At 57.9% G+C, this 24,773-nt stretch carries 24 protein-coding genes, 2 tRNA genes and 1 pseudogene; 18 read left to right on the forward strand and 9 right to left on the reverse strand.

Features of this window, described 5'->3' with window-relative positions:
• The first annotated feature begins 114 nt into the window (after positions 1-114).
• From ACYZT4_RS19590 to ACYZT4_RS19620, 7 genes are all read left to right on the forward strand, one after another.
• Positions 115-525 (forward strand): acetyl-CoA sensor PanZ family protein, encoded by a 411-nt coding sequence (locus ACYZT4_RS19590; protein WP_461982415.1) that lies wholly within the window; start codon positions 115-117, stop codon positions 523-525.
• A gap of 68 nt (positions 526-593) precedes the next feature.
• Positions 594-2,819, forward strand: coding sequence for an AsmA family protein (locus tag ACYZT4_RS19595; RefSeq protein WP_461982417.1), 2,226 nt, complete (start codon positions 594-596; stop codon positions 2,817-2,819).
• Positions 2,816-3,883, forward strand: coding sequence for an A/G-specific adenine glycosylase (gene mutY, locus ACYZT4_RS19600; protein ID WP_461982419.1), 1,068 nt, complete (start codon positions 2,816-2,818; stop codon positions 3,881-3,883). The genes ACYZT4_RS19595 and mutY overlap by 4 nt, the downstream gene beginning before the upstream one ends.
• On the forward strand, positions 3,880-4,152 hold the full coding sequence (locus ACYZT4_RS19605; RefSeq protein ID WP_010464608.1) for an oxidative damage protection protein: 273 nt from the start codon (positions 3,880-3,882) through the stop codon (positions 4,150-4,152). Before mutY ends, ACYZT4_RS19605 begins: the two co-directional genes overlap by 4 nt.
• A gap of 103 nt (positions 4,153-4,255) precedes the next feature.
• A tRNA-Phe gene (locus ACYZT4_RS19610) sits at positions 4,256-4,331 on the forward strand.
• Positions 4,332-4,626: 295 nt separating this feature from the next.
• Positions 4,627-5,706, forward strand: a complete 1,080-nt coding sequence (locus ACYZT4_RS19615) for a hypothetical protein (protein ID WP_461982421.1) — start codon at positions 4,627-4,629, stop codon at positions 5,704-5,706.
• A gap of 69 nt (positions 5,707-5,775) precedes the next feature.
• Entirely contained in the window at positions 5,776-6,567 is a 792-nt protein-coding gene (locus ACYZT4_RS19620) for a TSUP family transporter (protein ID WP_461982423.1), read from the forward strand.
• A 29-nt stretch (positions 6,568-6,596) separates the two neighbouring features.
• Here the strand turns inward: ACYZT4_RS19620 and ACYZT4_RS19625 are convergent, their stop codons facing one another.
• Positions 6,597-7,046, reverse strand: a complete 450-nt coding sequence (locus ACYZT4_RS19625) for a carboxypeptidase regulatory-like domain-containing protein (protein WP_461982425.1) — start codon at positions 7,044-7,046, stop codon at positions 6,597-6,599.
• A 261-nt stretch (positions 7,047-7,307) separates the two neighbouring features.
• Between ACYZT4_RS19625 and ACYZT4_RS19630 the strand changes: the two genes are divergently transcribed.
• From ACYZT4_RS19630 to ACYZT4_RS19645, 4 genes are all read left to right on the forward strand, one after another.
• Entirely contained in the window at positions 7,308-8,366 is a 1,059-nt protein-coding gene (locus ACYZT4_RS19630) for a PDDEXK nuclease domain-containing protein (RefSeq protein ID WP_461988745.1), read from the forward strand.
• A 69-nt stretch (positions 8,367-8,435) separates the two neighbouring features.
• Positions 8,436-9,404 (forward strand): alpha/beta hydrolase family protein, encoded by a 969-nt coding sequence (locus ACYZT4_RS19635; RefSeq protein WP_461982427.1) that lies wholly within the window; start codon positions 8,436-8,438, stop codon positions 9,402-9,404.
• Between the two features lie 20 nt (positions 9,405-9,424).
• Positions 9,425-9,841 (forward strand): hypothetical protein, encoded by a 417-nt coding sequence (locus ACYZT4_RS19640; RefSeq protein WP_461982429.1) that lies wholly within the window; start codon positions 9,425-9,427, stop codon positions 9,839-9,841.
• A gap of 6 nt (positions 9,842-9,847) precedes the next feature.
• Positions 9,848-10,300: a hypothetical protein gene (locus ACYZT4_RS19645; protein ID WP_461982431.1), complete on the forward strand. Its 453-nt coding sequence runs from the start codon at positions 9,848-9,850 to the stop codon at positions 10,298-10,300.
• A gap of 81 nt (positions 10,301-10,381) precedes the next feature.
• Here the strand turns inward: ACYZT4_RS19645 and gabP are convergent, their stop codons facing one another.
• Positions 10,382-11,773 carry a GABA permease gene (gene gabP / locus ACYZT4_RS19650; protein ID WP_461982433.1) on the reverse strand — a complete coding sequence of 464 codons (1,392 nt, stop codon included), beginning with the start codon at positions 11,771-11,773 and terminating at the stop codon, positions 10,382-10,384.
• 585 nt (positions 11,774-12,358) lie between these two features.
• On the opposite strand from gabP, the gene ACYZT4_RS19655 reads away from it, so the two are divergent.
• The 7 genes from ACYZT4_RS19655 (at position 12,359) to ACYZT4_RS19685 (ending at position 18,298) form a co-directional block, all read left to right on the forward strand.
• Complete coding sequence (locus tag ACYZT4_RS19655; RefSeq protein WP_427634466.1) at positions 12,359-13,132, forward strand: ABC transporter ATP-binding protein; 774 nt, start codon at positions 12,359-12,361, stop codon at positions 13,130-13,132.
• Positions 13,133-13,145: 13 nt separating this feature from the next.
• Positions 13,146-13,892 carry an ABC transporter substrate-binding protein gene (locus ACYZT4_RS19660; protein WP_461982435.1) on the forward strand — a complete coding sequence of 249 codons (747 nt, stop codon included), beginning with the start codon at positions 13,146-13,148 and terminating at the stop codon, positions 13,890-13,892.
• Between the two features lie 78 nt (positions 13,893-13,970).
• Positions 13,971-14,666, forward strand: a complete 696-nt coding sequence (locus ACYZT4_RS19665) for an ABC transporter permease (RefSeq protein WP_017336014.1) — start codon at positions 13,971-13,973, stop codon at positions 14,664-14,666.
• A complete protein-coding gene (locus ACYZT4_RS19670; protein WP_461982437.1) occupies positions 14,663-15,352 on the forward strand; it encodes an ABC transporter permease in 690 nt (229 codons plus the stop codon). Before ACYZT4_RS19665 ends, ACYZT4_RS19670 begins: the two co-directional genes overlap by 4 nt.
• Positions 15,333-16,562 (forward strand): methyltransferase, encoded by a 1,230-nt coding sequence (locus ACYZT4_RS19675; RefSeq protein WP_461982439.1) that lies wholly within the window; start codon positions 15,333-15,335, stop codon positions 16,560-16,562. The genes ACYZT4_RS19670 and ACYZT4_RS19675 overlap by 20 nt, the downstream gene beginning before the upstream one ends.
• A 299-nt stretch (positions 16,563-16,861) precedes the next feature.
• Entirely contained in the window at positions 16,862-18,103 is a 1,242-nt protein-coding gene (locus tag ACYZT4_RS19680) for a nucleoside deaminase (RefSeq protein WP_461982441.1), read from the forward strand.
• 119 nt (positions 18,104-18,222) lie between these two features.
• Positions 18,223-18,298: transfer RNA gene (locus ACYZT4_RS19685), tRNA-Thr, on the forward strand.
• 65 nt (positions 18,299-18,363) lie between these two features.
• Here ACYZT4_RS19685 and ACYZT4_RS19690 read toward each other — a convergent pair.
• The 7 genes and pseudogenes from ACYZT4_RS19690 to aguB all read right to left on the reverse strand — a co-directional run bounded on the left by ACYZT4_RS19690 (position 18,364) and on the right by aguB (position 24,502).
• Positions 18,364-19,074 (reverse strand): SDR family NAD(P)-dependent oxidoreductase, encoded by a 711-nt coding sequence (locus ACYZT4_RS19690; RefSeq protein WP_461982443.1) that lies wholly within the window; start codon positions 19,072-19,074, stop codon positions 18,364-18,366.
• Positions 19,075-19,117: 43 nt separating this feature from the next.
• Positions 19,118-19,773, reverse strand: a pseudogene (locus ACYZT4_RS19695) (DsbA family oxidoreductase).
• Positions 19,770-19,991, reverse strand: a complete 222-nt coding sequence (locus tag ACYZT4_RS19700; protein ID WP_461982445.1) for a tautomerase family protein — start codon at positions 19,989-19,991, stop codon at positions 19,770-19,772. The pseudogene ACYZT4_RS19695 and the gene ACYZT4_RS19700 overlap by 4 nt, the downstream one beginning before the upstream one ends.
• Positions 19,992-20,438: 447 nt before the next feature.
• On the reverse strand, positions 20,439-21,725 hold the full coding sequence (locus tag ACYZT4_RS19705; protein WP_461982447.1) for an OprD family porin: 1,287 nt from the start codon (positions 21,723-21,725) through the stop codon (positions 20,439-20,441).
• 328 nt (positions 21,726-22,053) lie between these two features.
• A complete protein-coding gene (locus ACYZT4_RS19710; RefSeq protein ID WP_461982449.1) occupies positions 22,054-22,266 on the reverse strand; it encodes a hypothetical protein in 213 nt (70 codons plus the stop codon).
• Positions 22,267-22,511: 245 nt separating this feature from the next.
• The gene (gene aguA, locus ACYZT4_RS19715) at positions 22,512-23,618 is read right to left on the reverse strand and encodes an agmatine deiminase (protein ID WP_461982451.1); all 1,107 of its coding nucleotides are present in this window, start codon (positions 23,616-23,618) and stop codon (positions 22,512-22,514) included.
• A gap of 5 nt (positions 23,619-23,623) precedes the next feature.
• Positions 23,624-24,502, reverse strand: coding sequence for an N-carbamoylputrescine amidase (gene aguB / locus ACYZT4_RS19720; protein WP_461982453.1), 879 nt, complete (start codon positions 24,500-24,502; stop codon positions 23,624-23,626).
• Between the last annotated feature and the right edge of the window lie 271 nt (positions 24,503-24,773).

The raw sequence follows: 24,773 nt of genomic DNA on the forward strand, positions 1-24,773 counted from the left end.
ACGTCGCAGAAGGACGCACGAACTGGCAGAGGTTACCATTTGCACGTGACAGAAAAACCAAACTGATATCACTTTTTCAAAGTCATCTGTTCTCGTACCACTGAAGGAATCACCATGCCTGTCGTTGTCGAGTTGTTGAACGAAGCCACCTATCAGGATCAACAGGATCTGCAAAAGATCTACCGCGACGCGCCGGACTGGCTGTTCGCTCCGTTCGCCGGTGACGTGCAGTTGATCGAAGGCTGTCTGCGGGACGGCTCACTGATCGGCGGGCGCTTCAACGATCGCCTGTTGGGTGCGGCACGCTTGCAACGGCACGAGGACGTCTGGCATCTGTCCCAACTATGCGTACGAAAAATTACCCGGCGCCGTGGGGTTGCCGAAAGGTTGGTGAACGAAGCTCGACATATGGCGTCGCAATCCGGTGCGACATTGCGCCTGCTGGCACCCGCCGGGCACCTTGAAGCCCAGGCTCTGGCTGTCAAACTGAACCTGTCGCTGGATGCACTGCCGGTTGATCGCTGACCGGTCGTCCGCTTCGGAGCGCTATACTCCCGCCAAATTCAAATTCGACTAACTACAAGGACTCGCCCATGAAAGCGTTCGGCAAAATCCTGGGTCTGGTACTTCTCGGGCTGTTGCTGATCATTGTGGCCTTGGGCTTTGCCCTGACCCACCTCTTCGATCCCAACGACTATAAAGACGAGATCCGCCAGATTGCCCGCGACAAAGCCCACATCGAGCTGACGCTCAATGGCGACATCGGCTGGAGCCTGTTCCCATGGCTGGGCCTGGAACTGCACGAAGCCAGTGTTGCGACCCTGGCCAAGCCCACCGAACCGTTCGCAGACTTGCAGATGCTCGGCCTGTCAGTGCGCGTGCTGCCACTGCTGCGCCGTGAAGTGCAGATGAGCGATGTGCGCGTCGAAGGACTGAACCTGCGCCTGAACCGCGACAAGGATGGCCACGGCAACTGGGAAGACATCGGCAAGGTGCCGGCGAAGGCCGACCCGACCGCACCAGTGGCGACGCCTGGCGAACCTGCACCGTCCACCATCGTTCAAGTGGAAAAACCGCCACAGCCGATCCGCCTGGACATCGACAGCCTGACCGTCAACAACGCCCGGGTTGAATACAACGACGAGAAAACCGGCAAGCAGTTCAGCGCCGAAAGCATCCAGCTGAGTACCGGTCCGGTCCACGACTCCACCAACATCCCGGTGAAACTCACCGCATTCCTCGGCACCAATCAACCGGTTTTGCGGGTGCGTACCGAACTCAATGGCGTGCTGCGTTTCGAACGCGCCCTGCAACGCTATAAGTTCGAAGACATGAAGCTCTCCGGCGAAGTCGCCGGCGATCCGCTGCAAGGCAAGACCGTGACTTTCGCCGCCCAAGGGCAATTACTGCTGGATAAAGCGGCTAACGTCGCCGAATGGACAGGAATCAAGGTCTCTGCAAACCAGCTGCGCGCCTTGGGCGAATTGAAGGTCAACGATCTCGACAAGACACCGCAAATCAACGGCGGCATTTCGATTGCACAATTCGACCTGGCGAAGTTCGTCGACAGCATCGGCCAGACACTACCGGCCATGGCCGAAGGCAGCCTGAGCAACGTCGAACTGGTCAGCCGCGTCGCCGGCACGCCGACCAGCGTGTCGTTCGACAACATCAATCTGAAAATCGATGACAGCTCCTTCAGCGGCCGCATCGCCGTCGAGGATTTCGCCAGGCAGTCGCTGCGCGCCGTCCTCAAGGCCGACACCTTCAACGTCGACCGTTACCTGCCACCAAAATCCGCCGAAGCCAACAGCGCGACACAAGTGCGCCAGGCCGAAGTCGCCAGCACCGAAGCCGATGCCATGGCCGGCGCCGGCAGCACACCGTTGCCGGACAAACCCACCAAAGGCGCGTGGAGCACCGAACGCCTGCTACCGGTGGAACGCCTGAGTACACTCGACGTCGACGCCGACCTGACCTTCGGTTTGCTGACCCTGGATAAATTGCCGATCCAGAATGCAGCGCTCAAGGCCAACGGCAAGGACGGTTTGCTGACCCTGGAAAATCTGCGCGGCGATCTGTACGGCGGCAACTTCGACGCCAAGGGAACCCTCGACGTACGTCAACAGACACCGACGCTGAGCATGCAGACCGGCATCAGCAGAGTGCCTGTGGAAAAGATCCTCGAAAGCCAGGGTAAAAATCCGCCGGTCAAAGGTCTGGTGACACTCAACAGCAGCCTGACCGGCAGCGGCAACAGCCAGAAAGCGCTGATCGAAACCCTCAACGGCACCACCAGTTTCGTCATCAACAACGGCGTGTTGCTTAATGCCAACCTCGAACAACAGTTGTGCAAAGGCATCGCCACGCTCAACCGCAAAACTCTCAGCGGCGAGCCGCGGGGCAAGGACACACCGTTCCAGGAGCTCAAAGGCAACCTGACCTTCCGTAACGGCGTCGCCACCAACCCGGACCTGAAAGTGCGCATCCCGGGCATGATCGTCAACGGTGACGGCGACGTGGACCTGCGGGTGCTGGGCATGGATTACCGTGTCGGCATTGTCGTTGAAGGCGATACCGGCGCCATGCCCGATCCGGCCTGTCAGGTCGGTGACAAGTTCGTCGGCATCGAATGGCCGTTGCGCTGCCGCGGGCCGCTGGAACTCGGTGCCAAGGCTTGTCGCCTCGACAACGAGCGCATGGGCCAGGTCGCCAGCAAACTGGCCGGCGACAAGCTCAGCGAGAAAATCGACGAGAAGCTTGGCGACAAGGTCAGTCCTGAATTGAAAAACGCGTTGAAGGGACTGTTCAAGCGATGAAAGCCGAGCAGTTTTCATCAGCGGTGCTGGACTGGTACGACCGCCATGGTCGCCACGACCTGCCCTGGCAGCAGGGCATCACGCCGTATCGGGTATGGGTGTCGGAAATCATGCTGCAGCAAACCCAGGTCAGCACCGTGCTGAATTACTTCGACCGGTTCATGGCCTCGTTACCGACGGTCGAAGTGCTGGCCGCTGCGCCGGAAGACGAAGTGCTGCACCTGTGGACCGGACTCGGCTACTACACCCGCGCGCGCAATTTGCAGAAAACCGCGAAAATCGTCGTCGCCGAGTACGGCGCCGAATTTCCGCACGACGTGGAAAAACTGGTTGAGCTGCCGGGGATCGGCCTGTCCACCGCTGGTGCGATCGCCAGCCTGAGCATGGGCCTGCGGGCGCCAATCCTCGACGGCAATGTCAAACGGGTGCTGGCGCGGTTTACGGCGCAGGAAGGCTACCCGGGCGAGCCTAAGGTCGCAAAACAGCTGTGGGCCAACGCCGAGCGCTTCACGCCCCATGATCGAGTCAACGCCTACACCCAGGCGATGATGGATCTGGGCGCCACGCTCTGCACGCGGAGCAAACCAAGTTGCCTGCTCTGCCCGCTGGAAAAAGGCTGCGAAGCGCACATGCTCGGCCTGGAAACCCGCTACCCGATCCCCAAGCCACGCAAACCCGTGCCGCAGAAGCGCACGCTGATGCCGATGCTCGCCAACGGCGAAGGCGCGATTCTGCTTTACCGTCGCCCTTCCACGGGCTTGTGGGGCGGTCTCTGGAGCCTGCCGGAACTCGACGACCTCGACGACCTGCAACATCTGGCCACGCAACACTCGCTGGAACTGGGCACGCAACAGGCATTGCCGAGTTTGGTGCACACCTTCAGCCATTTCCAACTGTCCATCGAACCCTGGCTGGTTCAGGTCCAGGAGACCGGCCATCACGTGGCCGAGGCCGACTGGCTCTGGTATAACCTCGCCACCCCGCCGCGCCTGGGCCTTGCCGCCCCGGTCAAAACTTTGCTCGAACGCGCGGCCGCCGTATTGAACGCAGGAGAGTCGTCATGACCCGCACCATCATGTGCCGCAAGTACAAAGAAGAATTGCCCGCCCTGGAGCGCGCTCCGTTCCCTGGCGCAAAAGGCCAGGACATTTTTGATCACGTCTCGGCCAAGGCCTGGGCCGACTGGCAGAAACACCAGACCCTGCTGATCAACGAAAAACGCCTGAACATGATGAACGCCGAAGACCGCAAATATCTTCAGGGCGAGATGGACAAGTACTTCTCCGGCGAGGAATACGCCAAGGCTGACGGCTACGTTCCGCCGGCAGAATAATCCCGTTTTATCGGGGGTCGGAACGTAAGCGACGGTAATAGTTAAATTTTTTTTGAAAACTTGCTTGACGACCCCCTGAAAAACCAGTTTAATGCGCCCCGTTGCCCAGATAGCTCAGTCGGTAGAGCAGGGGATTGAAAATCCCCGTGTCGGCGGTTCGATTCCGTCTCTGGGCACCAAATACCGAAAACCCTGAATCGCAAGATTCGGGGTTTTTTTATGTCTGGGATTTGGTGAAGTACCGTTCCAGGCTCCATCGGCACGCTAGCAAGCGCCCGCTGCGACTGCCGGGGCAGAGTCCAGAAAGACCGCCAGGCGCGGGTGATTGCCATTTCTTCGCAATCTCTCAGACCTGTCGGAACGCTCCGTATGCCTTAACGGAAAGGGACGACATACGCTGATCGTTGGATTGAGCAGAATCGGAGGAGGAGCTGCCGCATAACCGGGAGCAGATGCACAACAGGGATGTACACAATGCCGGGCGCCATGAAACAGGACGTCGAAACCGCTGAGTTTTTGCGTGAGCAGGAAATCAGAACTTTCAACTTTGATAGTCGACAGTCAGCATTGCTCCACACCTTCACCGAGGAACTGGCCGCTATTGGTGGGCCGCAAGCCTCCGGAGCCAAACCCATCGCCTCACGAGCAGCCACTGTACTAAACCTCTCGTTTTCAAAGGACCAATGCGAACTGCTGGGGGCCTACTCCGATGGCCTCGTTTGCGCGTTGATCTTTGAAGGGCTGCAAAAAATCACCGATGCCAGCCCTCCAGATGAACAGGTAGACCTGCTGTCGTTGGAGACTCGATATGATGTCCTTTGCCTGGGGTCCCGCAACCAGATCCTGTTGAGCCTCGTCGATAACAGTGCTTTTGCCTATGACATGGACAACGAGGGAAAACTGATTCGATTGGTCGCCAATTTCAAAGGTGGCGGACTCATCAAAATCAATTCCGAGCCGGAAATCAAAGAACTGAGTTCCCATTCCGGCCTCGCGCTTGGCCCTCATACAGAGGCGCCTTATTGGTGCGCCGTGAACGCAAAAAATGGGCACTCGCCCTCCCCGTCCTCGCTCATACTTTCCGCTTTGTGGAACCCAAGCCTGGAACCTACGCGAGTCATTCCACTACCTCCCATACTCGAAAAAATCGGCTTCACCCACTGCCTCGCTCTGACAACGAATAACTTCCAGTTCACTCGCAGTGACTCCTTCGTCAGCGGCAAAGGGGAAGGTGGCCGGAACGTTTCGATTCTGGAGTTCGACGACAAGGTTGGCTTCGCAGCCCGATTTAACTCATATCGCTTTTCGGTGAAAGACAATGTGTCGCCCTTCATCAAAGCCGCTTACGACGCCCTTTGCGATGGAGTAGGCAAAGCAAAACCCGCTGAATACACGCTGACCCAGGAATCGGCCATGGTCATCAACAACATCCGGGCCCTGCACTGTCGCGATGTTATCAAAGACAACAAGCGGGTCCTGGTTCGCATTTTTGGACTATCGAAATTTTCTCGCCCGATCGTGTTATCAGAAGACCCGTTGTTGTTGCAGGGTTGATTATTCAAGCAAGGCTGTTGAAGGACTAGCGGTTTGATGCCCGGCCGACAACTACAAGGAAGAAATGCAATGTCGTGGGACGTAATTGGGATCTTGGCGCTTGTCGCTTTTTGCGCAGGTTTTTTTGATGCGATTGCCGGTGGCGGTGGATTGATCACCTTGCCTGCATTGTTTTTGGCCGGGGTAGATCCGATCAGCGCAATCGCTACGAACAAGTTCCAGGCCGCTTCGGCGACTATCTCGGCAACTGTAACCTTCGCGCGCAAAGGGTTGATCGAGTGGCGCGAAGGTCGGTTCCTGGTTATCTGCGGATTTATCGGCGGTGCCAGTGGAGCCTTGCTAGTCAGCTCAGTTGATAAGCGCTATCTGGAAGTTTGCGTGCCTATCATGCTGATTCTGGTGGCCGCCTATTTTGCGTTATCACCAAAAATGGCCAATGAGAGTCGGCGCAACAGAATGGGGATTATGCTTTTCTCATTTACCGTGGCGCCGATCCTCGGATTTTACGACGGCATATTTGGCCCCGGAGTGGGCTCCTTCTTTATCGTCGGGTTTGTACTTCTCTGCGGACTGGGCATGATGCGGGCCATGAGCTTTACCAAACTCGCCAATGCCTCTTGCAACCTGGGCTCCTTGTCAGTCTTCATCACCAAGGGCGTGATTATCTGGCCGATTGCCATAGCCATGGCTTTGGCTGCCTTCATCGGCGCTCAATTGGGTGCACGAGCAGCCGTCAGGGTCGGCCCACGGTTGATTAAGCCCATGCTGATCGTGGTCTGCTGCGCCTTGGCCATTAAGCTGCTAAGCGTAGAAACCAATCCTTTGCGCGTTGCGGTGATGCAGTCGTTGGCTTCGTTATGAATCTCGCAACTCATTCGTATGCGCAAAGGCTATTGATCACTTTTCCAATTAAAAACCAGATTTCGCGGGGCGCCGGTTCCAACATCCGTCGTGTCACGTCGGGCCTCGCCGTTACGCGTTGCAACCACCGTGTATTTACCGGGCGGCAACTGCACGTAAACCAGCGGGCCGGCCTGACTTAACGTCAGGACTGTTTGTCCTTGGACCTTTTGAATGACCACATCGACGTCGGGCACGTATTTGCCCTCAGGCCCGACGGAAAAGGTCATGTGCAGGTTGTAGCCGGTCGCCTGCTGGATCGCCTTTGCTTCATCCTCACCGATGCCACCGGATAGGTAGGCCACGCCGTTCTGGTCCTGCCGCTGAATCTGCACGCCTGAACTATCGATGGATTCGAGGCTGGCGGCCTGCACCATCAGCGGGAACATCAGCAGGCCCACGGCGGCGATGGGTAGAAGAAACGCATGGACGTGTTTCATAGGGGTGACTCCCGGGCTCGACAAAACCCAATCGTTACTCCCTTTGGATTTCAGCCAGGCCGCCCAAGTTTTAGATCGATTAGTGCTCGGGACCGCTGCGAATCGGACTACACGTTGTATTCCTCAGGCGCCAACGACCGTCGGAGCGATCCCGCAAAAACAATCGGGTTTTCCTTCCGGTTTACCAGCCGTGCCCGGCATCGCCACCCCAACCTCCTTTGCCATCCTCTTCTGCCTGTTCATTCACTCGTGGAAGACTTCATGAACTCACTCGCACCCGATAACACTCAAGACGCAAAACTCGCCTCGCTGCTCGGCAACCTTGGAGAGCTGATTCGTGATGCTCGGCAGAAAGTGCTGCGCGCGGTCGATACCGTCCAGGTGCAAACGTGCTGGCAGATCGGGAGGCATATTGTGGAGTTCGAGCAGGAAGGGGCTCGGCGGGCGGGTTATGGCAAACACCTGCTGACTACGTTGGCAAAAATACTGACCAATGAGTTCGGGAAGGGCTTCGACGAAACCAATTTGAGAAAAATGCGCCTTTTTTATCAGGCGTTTCCAATTCGAGACGCACTGCGTCTCGAATTGAGTTGGACCCACTATCGACGATTGCTGCGTGTAGATAACGACCACGCTCGCCACTGGTACATGAACGAATCAGCCATTCAAAACTGGTCATCCCGCGCACTGGAACGCCAGATAAACACGCTCTACTACGAACGCTTGCTCACAAGTCGCGACCGACCTGCCGTCGCACAGGAAGCCGCCGCCAACATCGCGAAAATGAAAGCGCAGCCCCGGGATTTCATCAGGGATCCGGTGATGCTGGAGTTTCTTGGCTCGACCACCGCCGGTTTAACGCAGGAAACCAATCTGGAGCAGGCATTGATCCATCAGCTTCAAGCCTTCCTGCTGGAACTGGGTAAAGGCTTTGCCTTCATTGCGCGCCAGCAACGCATCAGTACCGAGAGCAAAGACTTCTACATCGATCTGGTGTTTTACAACTACGTGCTCAAGTGCTTCGTCATCTTCGATCTGAAGCGCGGCGAGCTGACCCACCAGGATGTCGGCCAGATGGACATGTACGTGCGCATGTATGACGACCTCAAACGCGGACCTGAAGATGGACCAACCGTCGGCATCATTCTGTGCGCGAAAAAAGATGAGTCAGTGGTGCGCTACTCGGTGTTGAAAGACAACGAACAACTCTTCGCCAGCAAATACAAAACCGTGCTGCCCAGCGAAGAGGAACTCCGCGCAGAACTGGAACGGGAACAGGCTGCAATCGAAGAGCGATTGCTCGACCAAATCCCTCTTTAGTCACCGACGGATTGTTCACCCGTCGCGTGAAGACTATCGTTGGCAACTCCCCACAAAGGTCCGAAGTCGATGAATGTGCAGGACGTGTCACTGGCACCCACTCAAATCGAGTTGCCACTGCCAGCCTCCGCTTCTGGCGAACCGTTCAGGGAGCCCGCCGCAGACGGCCTCCTGCTCGGCGGTTTCACCTGGCGGCACGCTTCTGCGGACATCGCGCGCCCGGTCGTCATCATCAACGCCGCCACCTCCGTGCGCTGCCGGCACTATTCGCGCTTCGCCGATTACCTGTTCGCCAACGGCTTCGACGTCATCGCCTACGACTACCGCGGCGTTGGCGAGTCGCGCCCTGAATCGCTGAAAGGATTCCAGGCGTCATGGTCCGACTGGGGCGCACTGGATTTCGAGGCGATGCTCAAGCGCGCCCAGCGCGAATTCCCCCACCAGCCCATCGACGTTGTCGGCCACAGCTTTGGAGGCTGTGCGGCGGGCCTGGCGGCCTCTGGGCCGGTCATCCGGCGTCTGGTGACGGTCGGTGCGCAATTCGCATACTGGCGCGACTATGCGCCTGCTCATCGCTGGAGGATGTTCGGCAAGTGGCATGTGGTGATGCCGCTGATAACCATGATCTACGGCTACTTCCCCGGCAAGCGCCTCGGCTGGCTGGAAGACACGCCCGCGGGCGTCGTTCGCGACTGGAGCACGCCTACTGCTCGATTCGAAACACGTCCCAGCGGACGCGCGCTGGGTTCGCTACCCTTCGCGACGATGACAGCGAATACACTGGCCATCAGCATCACCGACGATCCTTACGGCACGATCCCGGCCATCGAACGCCTGCTCGGCTACATCAGCGGCGGTACGACCACCCATCTGCGAATCGCCCCCGAAGACATCGGCGAAGAAGAAGTCGGACATTTCGCCTTTTTTCGCAGCGCATACCAAGCCACACTATGGCCCATTGCATTGTCCTGGCTGCAAAACGGCGAGTTGGCCCCCGGTACACCCGGGCGGACAGTCCCGCGCAGCGAGTCCTTTTAACGCACGATGGATCAACCGCCATGGCCTCCGCCAACAAACAGCAAAAACGCGCCACCCGCGCCAAAACCAAGGCCAAGCAGAACCGCACACAACGAGCGGCTGCACCGGTGGAACTGGACCCGAACGATGATCGCATCGACTTCGACTCGGTTGACCTGACCGAGCTGTTCAAAGAAATGATCGACGCAGCAAAAATCAGCCAACAAGCCATGTGCATGGCCTTCCTCGAACATCCATTGCTCGCCCTGGTGCTGCAGCAGGAAGGCGAAGAAACCGCGACAGATTTCATCATTGGCGCGCTGCTCGAATATCGCCAATGGTCCACTGAAGTTGACGAAGCCGAAGCCTTGGCCTGGATCGAATCCCCAGCCTTCCAGGTTGACTATGTGGCGGCTTCCGAAGCCATCGCAGCCCAAACCCAACAGACACCGAACTGAGTTCTCATGGCATCCCTGAACAAACAACAGAAACGCGCCAAACGCGCAAAGATCAAAGCCAAACAGATCAACATCCACGGCAGAAAACCCGCCGCGCTGGATGACGACCTGGGTGAAGTCGGCGAGCCAATCCCGGAATACACCCTGGCGATGTTCAGCAAAATGCGCGACGCGGAAGCCACCAGCCGCAGCGATATGCTGGCGGCGTTACTGTCGGACCTCGCCGAAATCATCAGCGACCATCCAGACCTGCTGGACATGGAAAACGCCGACAACGAAGACATGGCCGCCACTCACCTGGCTGCCGACATGCTGATCGACTACCGCATGTGGGCCGATGGCATGGACCGCGAAACCGCCCAGGCCTGGCTGACCGATCCGCAGTTCATCACGGACTTCGGCAATGCGCTGGACAGCTATCGCCAGTTGCTGGAAGCGCAGGAAGAAAAAGGCGAGTAAGCATTGCCTCGAGAAACAAAAACGGCCGCTTGTCATCACTGACAGCGGCCGTTTTCGTTACATCGAAAGTGTACGCAAAACTCAGCGTGCCACTGCGCCAACCAGTTGCTCATGGCGACGACGGCGCGCCACAAACAGACCGGCAGCCACTACACAAAGGCTCAGAAAACCGGTTGCGAGGATTTCCACGCGATGGGCGTCCTGGAACAGCATGATGGTCAAGGCCGCAACGATGAACACGATCACTGCGTAGGTCAGGCCCGGAAACAGCCACATGCTGAAGGCGATTTTTTCACCGCGGGCCATGCGCTGTTTGCGCATGCGCAGTTGCGAGAACGCGATCACCAGGTACACCAGCAACGCAATGGCGCCGGAGCTGGCCAGCAGGAATTCGAACACGGCAGCCGGGGCCACGTAGTTGGCGAAGGTCGCGAGGAACGCTGCGCCGGTGGACAACATCACCGCCCAATATGGCGTGCCACTTTTGTTGGTGCGCGTGGACACGGCCGGCGCATCACCGCGCTTGCCCAACGAAAACATCATGCGCGACGAGGTGTAGAGCGCCGAGTTCAGGCAGCTGGTCACGGCGACCAGTACCACGATGTCGACGATCATCTTGGCGTTTGGAATGCCCATGCGCTCAAGCACCGTCTGGTAGGAGCCGAGGCTGGCCAGGACCGGGTCGTTCCATGGCACCAGGGCCACGACGATGAAGATCGAAACGAGGTAGAACAAACCAATCCGCCAGATCACCGAGTTGGTGGCCTTGGAGATCTGCTTGCCAGGGTCCTTCGATTCCGCGGCCGCAATGGTCACGATCTCGGTGCCCATGAAGGAGAACATGGTGGTCAGGATCGCGCCGAGCACAGCACCCATCCCGTTAGGCAGGAAGCCTTGGGTGTCGAACAGATGCGACACACCGCTGACCTGACTGTTTGGCAGGAAACCGAAAATAGCCATAAGGCCAAGGCCGATGAAACCGATGATCGCCACGACTTTGATCAGGGCGAACCAGAACTCGAATTCGCCGTAGTTCTTCACGCTGAACAGGTTAGTCACCGTCAGCAGCATCGTGATGATCAACGCGAATGCCCAGATGCCGACGCCAGGGAACCAGGCGTGCAGGATGGTCGCGGCGGCGTTGGCCTCCAGCGGGATCACCAAAACCCAGAACCACCAGTACAACCAGCCGATGGTAAAACCGGCCCAGTGACCGATCGCGCGATCGGCGTACGTCGAGAAGGAGCCCGTGTCCGGCGAAGCAACCGCCATTTCACCGAGCATGCGCATCACCAACACCACCAACATACCGGCGGCGGCATAGGCCAACAGCACGGCCGGGCCTGCTGCAGCGATGGCGTGGCCCGAGCCAACGAACAGGCCGGCGCCGATAACACCGGCAATCGACAGCATGGTCACATGACGCGGTTTAAGCCCCTGTTCGAGGCCGTTAGAGCTTTGGGTATTGCTCATTGAAACTACCTTTGTAAGGAAAAGCGAATGCGTGCATCCCGCTTGGAAATCCCTTCTGTAAAAAGAAACCAACGGGGCGTTCCGGAATCTGCACGCAATAATTGCGCCAAAATGTTTCATAACCTTCTAATCCGGCGATCTCGACATGACCGGACAGTCATCGCAAGTCATTGAAAGCAATGGCACTTTGCCAGAGCGTTACCCTGCGACTCACTTCAAAGACGAAACCGTGCACCGGAAACACACCCGATTACGCTAAACGCACAACAAACGCCCAAAAATAGTGCAGATCAGCAACGTTTTTCCGGTCAACGCTTCCAACACCCCGCCAAAGCTGGCACCATCGCGCGCTTTTTGCGGAAGCCGACGCTTTCCATCGGAGCCATTCGTGTGGACTGGGGGGTTCAAACGGCTGTTCGGTTGATAGCAGCGCGACAGTCTGCTGTACCGATGCGACAACCTGCCGCGCACCGCCCCTTTAGCGCCCGTAGCGCTGTTGGCTGCCATTCAGACGCTATGCTAGGTTGGCCGCCTCGCCAGGAAGGCCCGCCAACAGCAGGAGCGAAACATCTATGAGGAACGCACATGGCTGAGGCCACGCCCGCGCTTGAAATCCGCAACTTGCATAAACGCTACGGACAGCTGGAGGTGCTCAAAGGCATCTCGCTGACCGCCCGCGACGGCGATGTGATCTCGATCCTGGGTTCCTCCGGTTCCGGCAAGTCCACGTTCCTGCGATGCATCAACTTGCTGGAAAATCCGCATCAGGGTCAGATTTTGGTGGCAGGCGAAGAACTCAAACTCAAAGCCGCGAAGAACGGCGAACTGGTCGCGGCCGACGGCAAGCAGATCAATCGCCTGCGCAGCGAGATTGGTTTTGTGTTTCAAAACTTTAATCTGTGGCCGCACATGAGCGTGCTCGACAACATCATTGAAGCCCCGCGCCGCGTGCTCGGCCAGAGCAAGGCCGAAGCCACTGAGGTCGCCGAAGCCTTGCTGGCCAAGGTCGGCATCGCCGACAAGCGCCACGCCTACCCGGCGCAACTGTCCGGCGGCCAGCAGCAACGCGCGGCCATCGCCCGCACGTTGGCGATGCAACCGAAGGTCATCCTGTTCGACGAACCCACTTCCGCCCTTGACCCGGAAATGGTCCAGGAAGTACTTAATGTCATCCGTGCATTGGCCGAAGAAGGTCGCACCATGCTGCTGGTCACCCACGAAATGGGTTTCGCCCGTCAGGTGTCCAGCGAAGTGGTGTTCCTCCACCAGGGCCTGGTAGAAGAGCAAGGATCGCCACAGCAGGTGTTCGACAACCCGCTTTCGGCGCGCTGCAAACAATTCATGTCCAGCAACCGCTAACGGAGCTACCCGCATGCAGAACTACAAAAAGGTCTTCCTGGCTGCCGCCGTCTCCCTGGCGTTCAGCGCCGGTGCCATGGCCGAAACCTTGAAGATGGGCATCGAAGCGGCCTACCCGCCGTTCAACAACAAAGATGCCAGTGGCAATGTCGTCGGCTTCGACAAGGAAATCGGCGACGCCCTGTGCGCCAAGATGAAAGTCGAGTGCACCGTGGTCACGTCCGACTGGGACGGCATCATCCCGGCCCTGACCGCCAAGAAGTTCGACTTCCTGATCTCGTCGATGTCGATCACCGAGGAGCGCAAGCAAGCGGTCGATTTCACCGACCCGTACTACTCGAACAAGCTGCAGTTCATCGCCAAGAAAGACGCTGACTTCAAGACCGACAAAGACTCGCTGCAAGGCAAAGTGATCGGCGCCCAACGCGCGACATTGGCCGGCACCTGGCTTGAAGACAACATGCCCGGCGTTGAAACCAAACTCTACGACACCCAGGAAAACGCTTATCTCGACCTGACTTCCGGTCGCCTGGACGGCATCCTCGCGGACAAATACGTCAACTACGAGTGGCTGAAAAGCGATGCCGGCAAGCCTTACGAATTCAAAGGCGACCCGGTGGAAGAAAGCGACAAGATCGGTATCGCCGTGCGTAAAGGCGACCCGATACGCGAGAAGCTGAACGTCGCACTCAAAGAAATCGTTGCTGACGGCACCTACAAAAAGATCAACGACAAGTACTTCCCGTTCAGCATCTATTGATTCTGACCTGCCGGACCGGTGTCGTTTAACGACGGCGCCGGTCCCCGGCCTTGCCTGCCGCGATTTGAAAATACATTCATGATTATCGACCTCTACGGATTCGGCCCGGCGCTCGCTGCCGGCGCGCTGATGACTGTGAAACTGGCACTCTCGGCCCTGTGTCTCGGGCTGGTGCTCGGTTTGCTCGGCGCCTTGGCCAAGACGTCCCCGTACAAGCCGTTGCAATGGCTTGGCGGCACCTATTCGACGCTGGTTCGTGGCATCCCGGAATTGCTCTGGGTGCTGTTGATCTACTTCGGCACGGTCAACTTGATGCGTGCCTTGGGCGAATTTTTCGGCAACCCCGACCTCGAGCTCAATGCCTTTGCCGCCGGCGTGATTGCGCTGGGGCTGTGCTTCGGCGCTTACGCCACGGAAGTATTCCGCGGTGCGATTCTGGCGATCCCCAAAGGTCACCGAGAGGCGGGTGTGGCGCTGGGCTTGTCGAAATTTCGCATCTTTACCCGGCTGATCATGCCGCAGATGTGGCGCATCGCCCTGCCTGGCCTGGGCAACCTGTTCATGATCCTGATGAAGGACACGGCGCTGGTGTCGGTGATCGGCCTGGAAGAAATCATGCGTCACGCGCAAATCGGCGTGACAGTGTCCAAACAGCCATTCACCTTCTATATGGTGGCGGCGTTCATGTACCTGGGCCTGACCATTCTGGCGATGACCGGCATGCACTTCATGGAAAAACGCGCCGCTCGCGGCTTCGCGAGGAGTACCCAATGAACTGGGAAGTCATCATTAAATGGCTGCCGAGACTGGCCCAAGGCGCGACGCTGACCCTGGAACTGGTGGCCATCGCCGTGATTGCGGGTCTGTTACTGGCCATCCCGCTGGGCATCGCGCGTTCATCACGTCTGTGGTGGGTGCGGGCTTTTCCCTACGGCTACATCTTCTTTTTCCGTGGCACGCCGTTACTGGTTCAGCTGTTCCTGGTCTACTACGGCCTCGCGCAGTTCGACGCAGTGCGTACCAGCTCGATGTGGCCGTACCTGCGCGATCCGTTCTGGTGCGCGACCGCGACCATGACCTTGCACACGGCGGCCTACATCGCCGAAATCCTGCGTGGCGCGATTCAGGCGATTCCACCGGGCGAGATCGAGGCGGCGCGTGCCTTGGGCATGTCCCGGCCGAAAGCGCTGTTCTATATCATCTTGCCGCGAGCGGCGCGCATCGGCCTGCCGGCGTACAGCAACGAAGTGATCCTGATGCTCAAGGCCAGCGCCCTGGCCAGTACCGTGACATTGCTGGAATTGACCGGCATGGCGCGCACCATCATTGCCCGGACCTATTTACCGGTGGAGATCTTCTTTGCGGCTGGCATGTTCTACCTGCTGATGGCTTACGTGCTGGTCAGCGGCTTCAAGCTGCTGGAGCGCTGGTTGCGCGTCGATGCCTGCCAGGGTCGCTGATTCCCGCGTGCTGACGGGCGGGGACCTGCTCGCCCGGTTCGTGGCGCTGGATGCTTTTTTGATCGAGCATCAGGCGCTGTGGAAACCGCGACCCTTCACCTGTCTGGAACTTCCCTGGGAAACTTCCTACTCCGAGTTGGCTTCGTGGCTACGCGGAAGGTCGCTGGAAGACGCAGAAAACAGTCATAACCAACCTCACCTGCTGGATGCGCCGGAGCCGTTTGCTTCGCTGGCGGCGTTATCCCTCGAGCTGGGCTCGGTCGGCGAACTACCCGCTCACACAATGGACACCGCCGGGCATCGCTTGAATGTCGATGTACCGGGGCGCAAGTGGCAGCAGATCGAGGCGTTTGCCAGTCGGTTGTCGTTTGCTGATGCGCCGAAGCATTGGCTGGATTGGTGTTCAGGTAAAGGCCATCTGGGGCGACGGTTGTTGCACGCTGGTCAGCAGCTCACGTGCCTTGAACACGATCCCGCGCTGGTCGTTAGCGGACAGGCACTCAGCCAGCGCCATCAGTTGCATGCACTGCATGTCGAGCAGGATGTGCTGGCGCCTGGCGCGGCCTCTTTGTTGAACGCCGACCACACGCCCGTCGCGCTGCATGCCTGTGGCGATCTGCATGTGCGGCTGATGCAACTCGCCAGCGCCGCCGGGTGCAGACAACTGGCTGTTGCACCGTGTTGCTATAACCGGATCAGTCTGAGCGAATATCAGCCGGTTTCCTCAATGGCTGCTCGCTCCGACCTACAACTGAATCTCGATGATCTTGCGCTGCCCGCGAGCGAAACGGTTACTGCCGGCGCTCGCGTCCGACGCCAGCGCGACACATCAATGGCTCGACGCCTGGCATTCGACCTGCTGCAACGGCAGCTGCGCGGTGTTGATGAATACCTGCCCACGCCTTCTCTGCCGAGCGCATGGCTGGACAAATCCTTCGCGGATTACTGCAATGATTTGGCCGCACTCAAAGAGTTATCCACAATCGGTCCGCAAGACTGGCCGGCGCTCGAAGCGGCCGGTTGGCAGCGATTGACAGAGGTTCGCAATCTGGAGTTGCTGCGCGGACTTTTCCGACGCCCGCTGGAGCTTTGGCTGACCCTCGATCGGGCGCTTTTCCTTGTTGAGCAAGGCTACGAAGTTCGCCTCGGAACCTTCTGCGAAACCCCAATGACACCGCGTAATTTCTTACTGCTGGCGGAGCGCACTTAAAGGGGCTCAGCCTGTGGATAACTCTGTTGATTAAATTATCCTGGATCCAATATCTGCGGCTGTTTCAGGGTTGAAACTCAACTGTTCAATTTTCGTACACCTGTAAAAAAAACGGAAAAAACAGGCATTTGCGGACAAATGAGAACTGATCCACATTTGCACTAGTGGCGGTAAGTATCCCAGCTCGCCGTTGTGCATAAGCGTTAAGCCAAAAGAACATAAACGACCTGGAAATCCTCGACTATCTTTGCCAAGCGTCAGAATTTTCTGATGTCAGGGACAGCAAGGAGCTGCATAACATGAGCACATTGAACAGTGCGCAGGAAGCCGTCGACACCGTCGCCAACCAAGCCATTTACGCTGCGCTGCAGCAGACCTTCGCAGTGGGCGGCGCCATCATCGACAACGCAACGGGCGAAGTCATCGCCGCACTGCACAACAATGTGCTGATGCCTTTTCCCGGCAGCGGTACAACCTGCTTTCTCCCCCATGACCCGACCGCCCACGGCGAACGACAACTGGTGGACTGGTACTACGAAAATGTCGCACCACTGAATCTGCCAGCGCCTTACCAACTAACCATCGTCACCACACTGGACCCGTGCGCCATGTGCGCCGGTTCGCTGTTGACTGCGGGATTCAACGTCGCCGTCAGTGCGATCGATGACTACGCCGGCATCAACTACAACAGCCAGTTCACCTTTGCGTCGCTGCCACCGCAAATCCGCCAGCAGGCGCAGAACACTTGGGCTTACTACGCAATCGCGGCCCCGGTCAGCCGAGCCTATCAAGGTTCGACCAGCCCGGTGTTCGGCGGGCAGACTATCGATTCGGCGGCCTACTTCCTGTGCAGCTCAATCTTCTCCGCCAGCGTCAACACGGTGCGCAACGCCAGCAACAACAGCGGCCTGCCACCGGATCAACTGAAAAACCCGGCGACCCTGCCGGCCAATAGCAAAGTGCGCCAGGCCCTGACGGCGCTCAGCCCGTTCGCGCTGACCGTACAATCGACCAACCCGCGCGATCCCGGCGCCGAACTCGCCCCGCCGCTGCTGCAAACAGCACAGCAAAGCCCGGTGTTCAATTCAGTGGCGCTAATCGATCCGTTCGGCAACCTGCTGGTATGCCTGGGAGGCGTCGAGAACCAGTCGCCGATTCGTACAGCGTTCATGGAAACCACCCGCAACTACGCGGTCATGCGCTGGACCCTGATGAACGACCCCGACCCGGCTGTACGCGCCGAAGCCGGTCAATACCTGACGCATCCGAAGTACGGTACTTTCGTCTTCCTCTACGCCCCCGACCCGACGACGCCCCAGGCCGTAATGACCTTCGGCGCCTACGGTTCGACCATGGAAGGCCCCGTGCCGCAGAGCTATCCGTCCAACCTGCAATACGTGCTGCTGCCGGGCAATACCACCGCGCAAGCATTGTCGGAACTGGCCCAGAACCTGCCGCCGTTCTACACGCAAAGCGTGCAAGTGGCGCCCGCGCAGGTGCTGAGTCAGGACCTGATCAACGCGGTTAAAAACGGCGTGTGATGCGTCGCTTTCCAGCGCCGCAGATGCGTCTGCGGGGCTGGCTTGAAGCGTGCGCAAAAATAGTCTGAATTCAGGGGTTTACAGAAGCTATCCAATCGCTATAATCGTCGCCCTAACACGCCGGTATAGCTCAGTTGGTAGAGCAACTGACTTGTAATCAGTAGGTCCCGGGTTCGACTCCTGGTGCCGGCACCATACAAAACGAAGCCCTCACAGAAATGTGAGGGCTTTGTTGTTTCCGCTGTTTGGAAAAACCGGTCTCAGTGACCCGCGCTCTGCCCACCATCGACGTGCAGGATTTCGCCAGTAACGAAGTTGGCGCTGTCGAGGTAAACGACCGCCTGAGCGATGTCGCTGATTTCCCCCATGTGCCCAACTGGATGCAGAGAGCCCAGCGCCGCATGAGTTTCCTCTCCATGCATTGGCGTTTTGATAATGCCGGGAGAAACCGCATTCACCCGAATCCCGCGCTTGGCGTATTCGATGGCCAACGATTTGGTCGCCGCGTTTAAACCGCCTTTGGTCAGCGAGGCGAGTACCGACGGCACGCCGTCAATCGCGTGGTCGACCAGGCTGGTGGTGATGTTGACGACGTGACCTTTGCCTTGTTTTTCCATCTCGGCGATGGCGAGTTGGGTGATGTAGAAGAAGCCGTTCACGTTCACCGACAGCACATTGGCGTAGTCTTCAGCGGTGTACTCGGTGAACGGTTTGGCGATGAAGATGCCGGCGTTGTTCACCAGGGTGTCGATGCGGCCGAAACGTTCGAGGGTTTCACGGATGACTTGTTGAGCGACTTCCGGGTTACCGATGTCGCCGGCCACGGTGAGGATGTCCGGATCGGTGGAGGGTTTGATCGAACGCGATGTGGCGACAACTTTGTAGTCCAGATCGCGGAAGGCTTTAACCATGCCGGCGCCCAGACCTTGAGAGGCGCCCGTGATAACGATGACTTTTTTCGAATTGCTCATGATGAACCTCTACTCATAAATGATGGTTTAAAAAAGTAAATAATCAGGCTTCGGCAGGGGCCTTCGACATTTGTCGCAACATCTCTTCGTAGTACTCGACCGATTGCGAACCGGAGACCAGGTGTCGACCGTTGAGGATCATGGCCGGTACCGAATTGATGCCGCGCTGTTGATAAAACGCTTCCAGCTCACGCACTTCCTCGGCGAACGCGTCGGAGGCCAACACCTCTCGAGCCGCCGCTGCATTCAATCCTGCTTCGGTGGCCAGTCGAACCAACGTCTCGCGGTCACTGGGGTTCTGGCCGTCGGTGAAATAAGCGCGTAGCAGGATCTTTTTCAGTGCCACCTGCCGACCTTCGTGCAATGCCCACAACATCAGTCGATGCGCATCAAAGGTGTTGTAGAAATGGCTGCGCTTCTCCAGATCGAAGGTGAAACCGATGGCCTCGCCGCGAGCGATCTGCATGGCTTTACCGGCCGCGATGTCCTCGGCGGTGCGTCCGTATTTGCGCATCAAATGCTCGACGGCGTTCTCGCCTTCAGGCGGCATGTTCGGGTTCAACTCGAATGGCTTGTAGGTCAGCTCCACCGAGACTTCACCGGCCACGTTCTCGATTGCCTGCTCCAGCGCGGTGGACCCAGTGCACACCACGGGCACACCACGTCGGAGATGAAATCGATGGAGACCGATGCCGTCACGACTTGCCCTCCTTTTCAGCCAGCTCCTTGCGGTACTGGGTGGTGGTGATGCCGGCGTAACCCCAGTTATCGGTGTCGACTTCTTCGATGACGATGTGGGTCAGGTGCGGGTCCTTTTTGAGGACGCGTTCCAGTGTTTCAGTGATTTCGGCGATCACCTGAGCTTTCTGCTCGGAGGTAACGCCATCGCGGGTAATGCGTACGCTGACGAAAGGCATGAGGAAGATCTCCAGTGACCTGCTCATCGGGATGATGGCCAGGTGGTGGAGTTCAATGTAGGAGTTTGCGAAGGGGGGATAAAGGTGGGGACGGGAACATCATTAGTTACGTGGTGTAATGATCTACTCCAAAGAACTGAAACGTTCGGCCTCAGGCACTTCTTCTTCCACGTCAACGAAACGCGTAGACATGACGGAATAACGTGTCGCAATTTTTCATTTTTTGCGACACGTCTTGGGAACATGTCGCCGCGGACGACATATTGGCAATACGTGTTACCTAAATAGGGTTTTGACGACATGAGCGTAAAACCGTAGGAGACCCCCTTGCCGGCGATGGCGATTTTAAGGACGAGACACCGTCCACAAAAAAGCCCCGAACCAGTCGGGGCTTCTCTTTTCTCAGTGTCTCAGCCTTGAATCAGGCATCGATACCGCAACCCATCATCAGAAAATGTTGATCGGGTAATCCACAAACACGCGCACTTCGTTACCGCTGACGTTGTACTCGCTCGACTTCTGCGCCACGCGCAGGATCGAGCTGCGCAGTTTCACGCTGAGGTCTTTGGCCGGGCCACTTTGTACGACGTACTTGAACTGGTTGAAGATTTCGCGCTCGGTACCGCCTTCGCTGGTGGAGGTGGTGATGTTGTCGCCGCGCACGTAAGCCACGTTGTAGCTCAGGCCCGGGACGCCGAAGGTGCTGAAGTCCAGACCGTAGCCGACCTGCCAGCTGCGTTCGTCTTCTGCGTTGAAGTCGGACCAGTAGGAGTTCGCCAAGTAGATACTGTTGCCACCGTCGCCGACGCGACCTTGATCTTTCTGGTAGCCGCCGTAGGCGTAGCCCAGATTGCTGTCGCCGGTGCTGCGCTGGTGAGCGACGGTGAACGAGTGTGGGCCGGTGGCGAAGGTCGCTGCCAAGCTCCAGATCTTGTTGTCGTCGCCGGTAGCGCCGCTATCACGGACGTAGGAGTTGTCCAGTTTGGTGCGGTAGCCGTTGAAATCGAGGGTCAGGGACTGATCCTTGTCAATCGGGAACACGTAGTTGGCGTTCACGTATTGCTTCTTCAACACATCTTCAACGTCGGAGGCGTATACCGCCGCCTTGAATTGCTCGGTGAACTGGTAGCTACCGCCCAACACGTTGATCGACTTCAAGCCACCACTGTCACGGCCTTCGGCGCTTTTGCGCGATTCGGCGGTGAAGCGACCGGCGTTCAGTTCCAGGCCTTTGATTTCCTTTGATGTGATCAGGGTGCCGGTGTAGCTTTCCGGCAGCAGGCGCACGTTGTCGTAGCTCAGCACCGGCAGGGACGGCATCTGGTCGCCGTAGGTCAACGTGGTGCTGGAGAGACGGAATTTGACCGCTGCACCGCCCTTCGACAGGTCGTCAGCCGCGTTGCCGCTGTCGCCCTTTTTGAAGAAGTCGATGCCTTGTGCGCCGGTGCGACCTTTGCCGCCGTCCAGACGCAGCGCGTACAGACCGAAAGCGTCCACACCCACACCCACGGTGCCTTGGGTGAAGCCGGACGAGAACGTACCGATGGCCGCTTGGCCCCACTCGGCTTTGTCCGGTCGACCGTCTTTGTAGTCACGATTGATGTAAGCGTTGCGCAGCAGCACTTTGAGGCTGCTGTCTTCAACAAAACCCTTGGATTCGGCCTGGTCGTTTGCCATGGCCTGTGTAGCGCTCAACATCCCCAGAGCGATCAGGCTGATTCGCTTGTTCAACATTTTATTCTTTTCCTTATTACCGGTTGATACGCACTGCGTCGAACGGCTGAATCGGCGCTATTGCGCTCTTTTTTCACCCCGAAACAAAAAGGCCCGCCCACGAAAAATCGCGGCGGGCCTTCTTATTATTTTGAGTCATGGCGGTTAGCCACAGGCGTTGGGGCGAATCCTAGTCGCGCCCAGAACCCTGTGTCAATTTCATGAATCGACTGAAGATAGACAAAATTTTTCCAAGCGCTGGGAGCCGCGTACATCCAGGTAAAACCATCGCCCATAAAAAAGCGCCGCCATCCCGGCAGCGCTTTTATCAATCCGTTGTTTTTTCTTCTTATCCTTTCATCACATCCCGCAACGCATCCAGTTCCGCTTCGCTGAACAAACCAGCGGGGTAGCGCTCGATCATCATCCGGCGCGGGTCAGGTTCTCTGACCTGACGCGTTCCATTGGATTTCAACCAGTGCGCCAAAACATGGAGCGATTCGCTGTTTACTGCCAAGGGATGCAATGCCCGCTCGCTCACTACGTTCATTTCGGCGTTCATTTCCGCGCTCTCTCCCGGTTTGTGAGCGGCTAACTTATCCAAGGTTTATGACAGAACATCGAAGTCCTCCCCCTCCTTGCATAACCTCTCGAGTGATACAAGAGCTGTGCCAATGTGTTCGAACACTCGACAAGCGGATACAAAAACGCCCGCAGCCCTGAGGGGCTACGGGCTTCATGCATAGGTTGCGGGGAAAACGTTTGCCCGAGTGATTTTGCAATCAACTCATGCTGTTACAACCGCACTCACTCTTTGTGCGGCGCAGGCTGTTGTTGGGTAAGGCAGTGGATGTTGCCGCCACCCAGTAACAGTTCGCGGCCCGGCACCATGACCACTTCATGTTGCGGGAACAGGCTCTGCAAAATTTCCTTGGCCGGGCCATCCAGCGGATCGCCGAAGCTCGGCGCGATGATGCCACCGTTGACGATCAGGAAATTCACGTAGGAGCCTGCTAGGCGCACAGTCGGATTTCGCTCTTGCGTCCCATCCACCGGATCAACACCGGCGCACTCTTCTTCGGTCGCGTAAAGCGGCCCCGGAATCGGCATCTTGTGCACCGTGAAAGAGCGCCCTTTGGCGTCGGTGCTGCTTTCCAGTACTTTCATGGCCGCCTGGCAACGCGGGTAGTTCGGGTTTTGCGGGTCGTCGGTCCAGGCCAACAGCACTTCACCCGGGCGCACGTAGCAGCAGAAGTTATCCACATGACCGTCGGTTTCGTCGTTGAACAAGCCGTCGGGCAGCCAGATGATTTTATCCACAGCCAGATTTGCACTCAGCACCGCTTCGATGTCTGCACGGTTCAGGTGCGGATTGCGATTGCGGTTGAGCAGGCACTCTTCAGTGGTGATCAACGTGCCTTCGCCGTCGACGTGAATCGAACCGCCCTCAAGCACGAAGCCCTCCGTGCGGTAGCGTTGGCTGCGCTCGATTTCGAGGATCTTGCCGCCGACCTGCGAATCACGGTTCCACGGCGAATACAGGCCTCCGTCAAACCCGCCCCAGGCATTGAAGTCCCAGTTCACACCACGGACTTCGCCACTGTTATTGATGACGAAGGTCGGGCCGGTGTCACGAACCCAGGCGTCATCGCTGGACATTTCCACGACGCGAATATTCGGCACATCGAGACGGGCGCGAGCGTTTTCGTACTGGCCGGCGGACACCGCCACGGTCACCGGTTCGAAACGGGCGATGGCCTTGGCCACTGCCACGTGCGCGGCTTGTGCCGGTTTGCCGCCCAGGCGCCAGTTGTCCGGGCGTTCGGGCCAGATCATCCACGTCTGGGTTTGCGCCGCCCACTCGGCGGGCATGTAGAAGCCGTCGGCGCGCGGGGTGCTGTTTAAAGTGGTCATTGCAGTCAGGACTCCAGGGAACCGTCGAGGGTTTTGAGCGCATTGTATAGGTTCGGGCGGCGATCGCGGAACGAGCCCCACGCGCTGCGAATGTGTTCCAGCTCATCAAGATCGAAGCTCTGGACCAGTACGCCTTCTTCGGTTTTATCGAGTTCCTGGACCTTTTCACCGAACTGGTTGGCGATGAACGACGAGCCGTAGAAGGTGATGTCGTACCCGTCTTGTTGTTCGTTGCCGATGCGGTTGCTGGCGATCAGCGGCATCAGGTTGGCACCAGCATGGCCCTGCTGCACACGCTGCCAGTGGTCACGGGACGAGAGGGTGTTGTCATGCGGTTCGCTGCCGATGGCGGTCGGGTAAAACAGGATTTCTGCGCCCAACAGCACCATGCTCCGCGCGCACTCCGGGAACCACTGATCCCAGCAGATGCCCACGCCGATTTTCGCGTAACGGGTGTTCCACACCTTGAAGCCGGTATCGCCCGGGTTGAAGTAGTACTTTTCGTGATAGCCAGGGCCATCCGGGATGTGGCTTTTACGATAAATCCCGAGGTTCGAGCCGTCGGCATCGATGATCGCGATGCTGTTGAAACGCGCGCGACCAGCCAGCTCGTAGAAGCTGATCGGCAGCACCACCTGCAGCTCCTTGGCGATTTTCTGGAAGTGCTTGATGGCGACGTTGTCTTCGACTGTGTTGGCCAGTTGAAGATACTCCGCGTTTGGCTTCTGGCAGAAGTACGGCGCCTCGAACAGTTCCTGGATCAGGATGATCTGCGCGCCTTTCGCCGCCGCCTCGCGGACCAGCCTTTCAGCGGTTTCGAGGTTGGCTTCGAGGTCCCAGGAACAGGCCATCTGGGTGGCGGCGACGGTAACGGTGCGGCTCATGAATCATCTCCGGGCAAGTGCTGTGGGTCGAGTTTGGCATCGACCGATGACAGAAAGGAAAGCGCCGGGCGTAATGAAGCGCTCACGGCAACGACAACTTTATAGCCGATAAAAATCGACTTTAAAAGTAACTAATCTGCCTTTCGTCGAAATATATGCCGCTTAATCCAGATAATAATCGATTATACCAATCCCCCTGTAGAAGCTGGCTTGCAAGCAATGACGTCTTATCATTCAACATTTACGTCGACTGACCTGCCGCTATCGCCTT

Source organism: Pseudomonas sp. GB2N2, assembly GCF_054897705.1.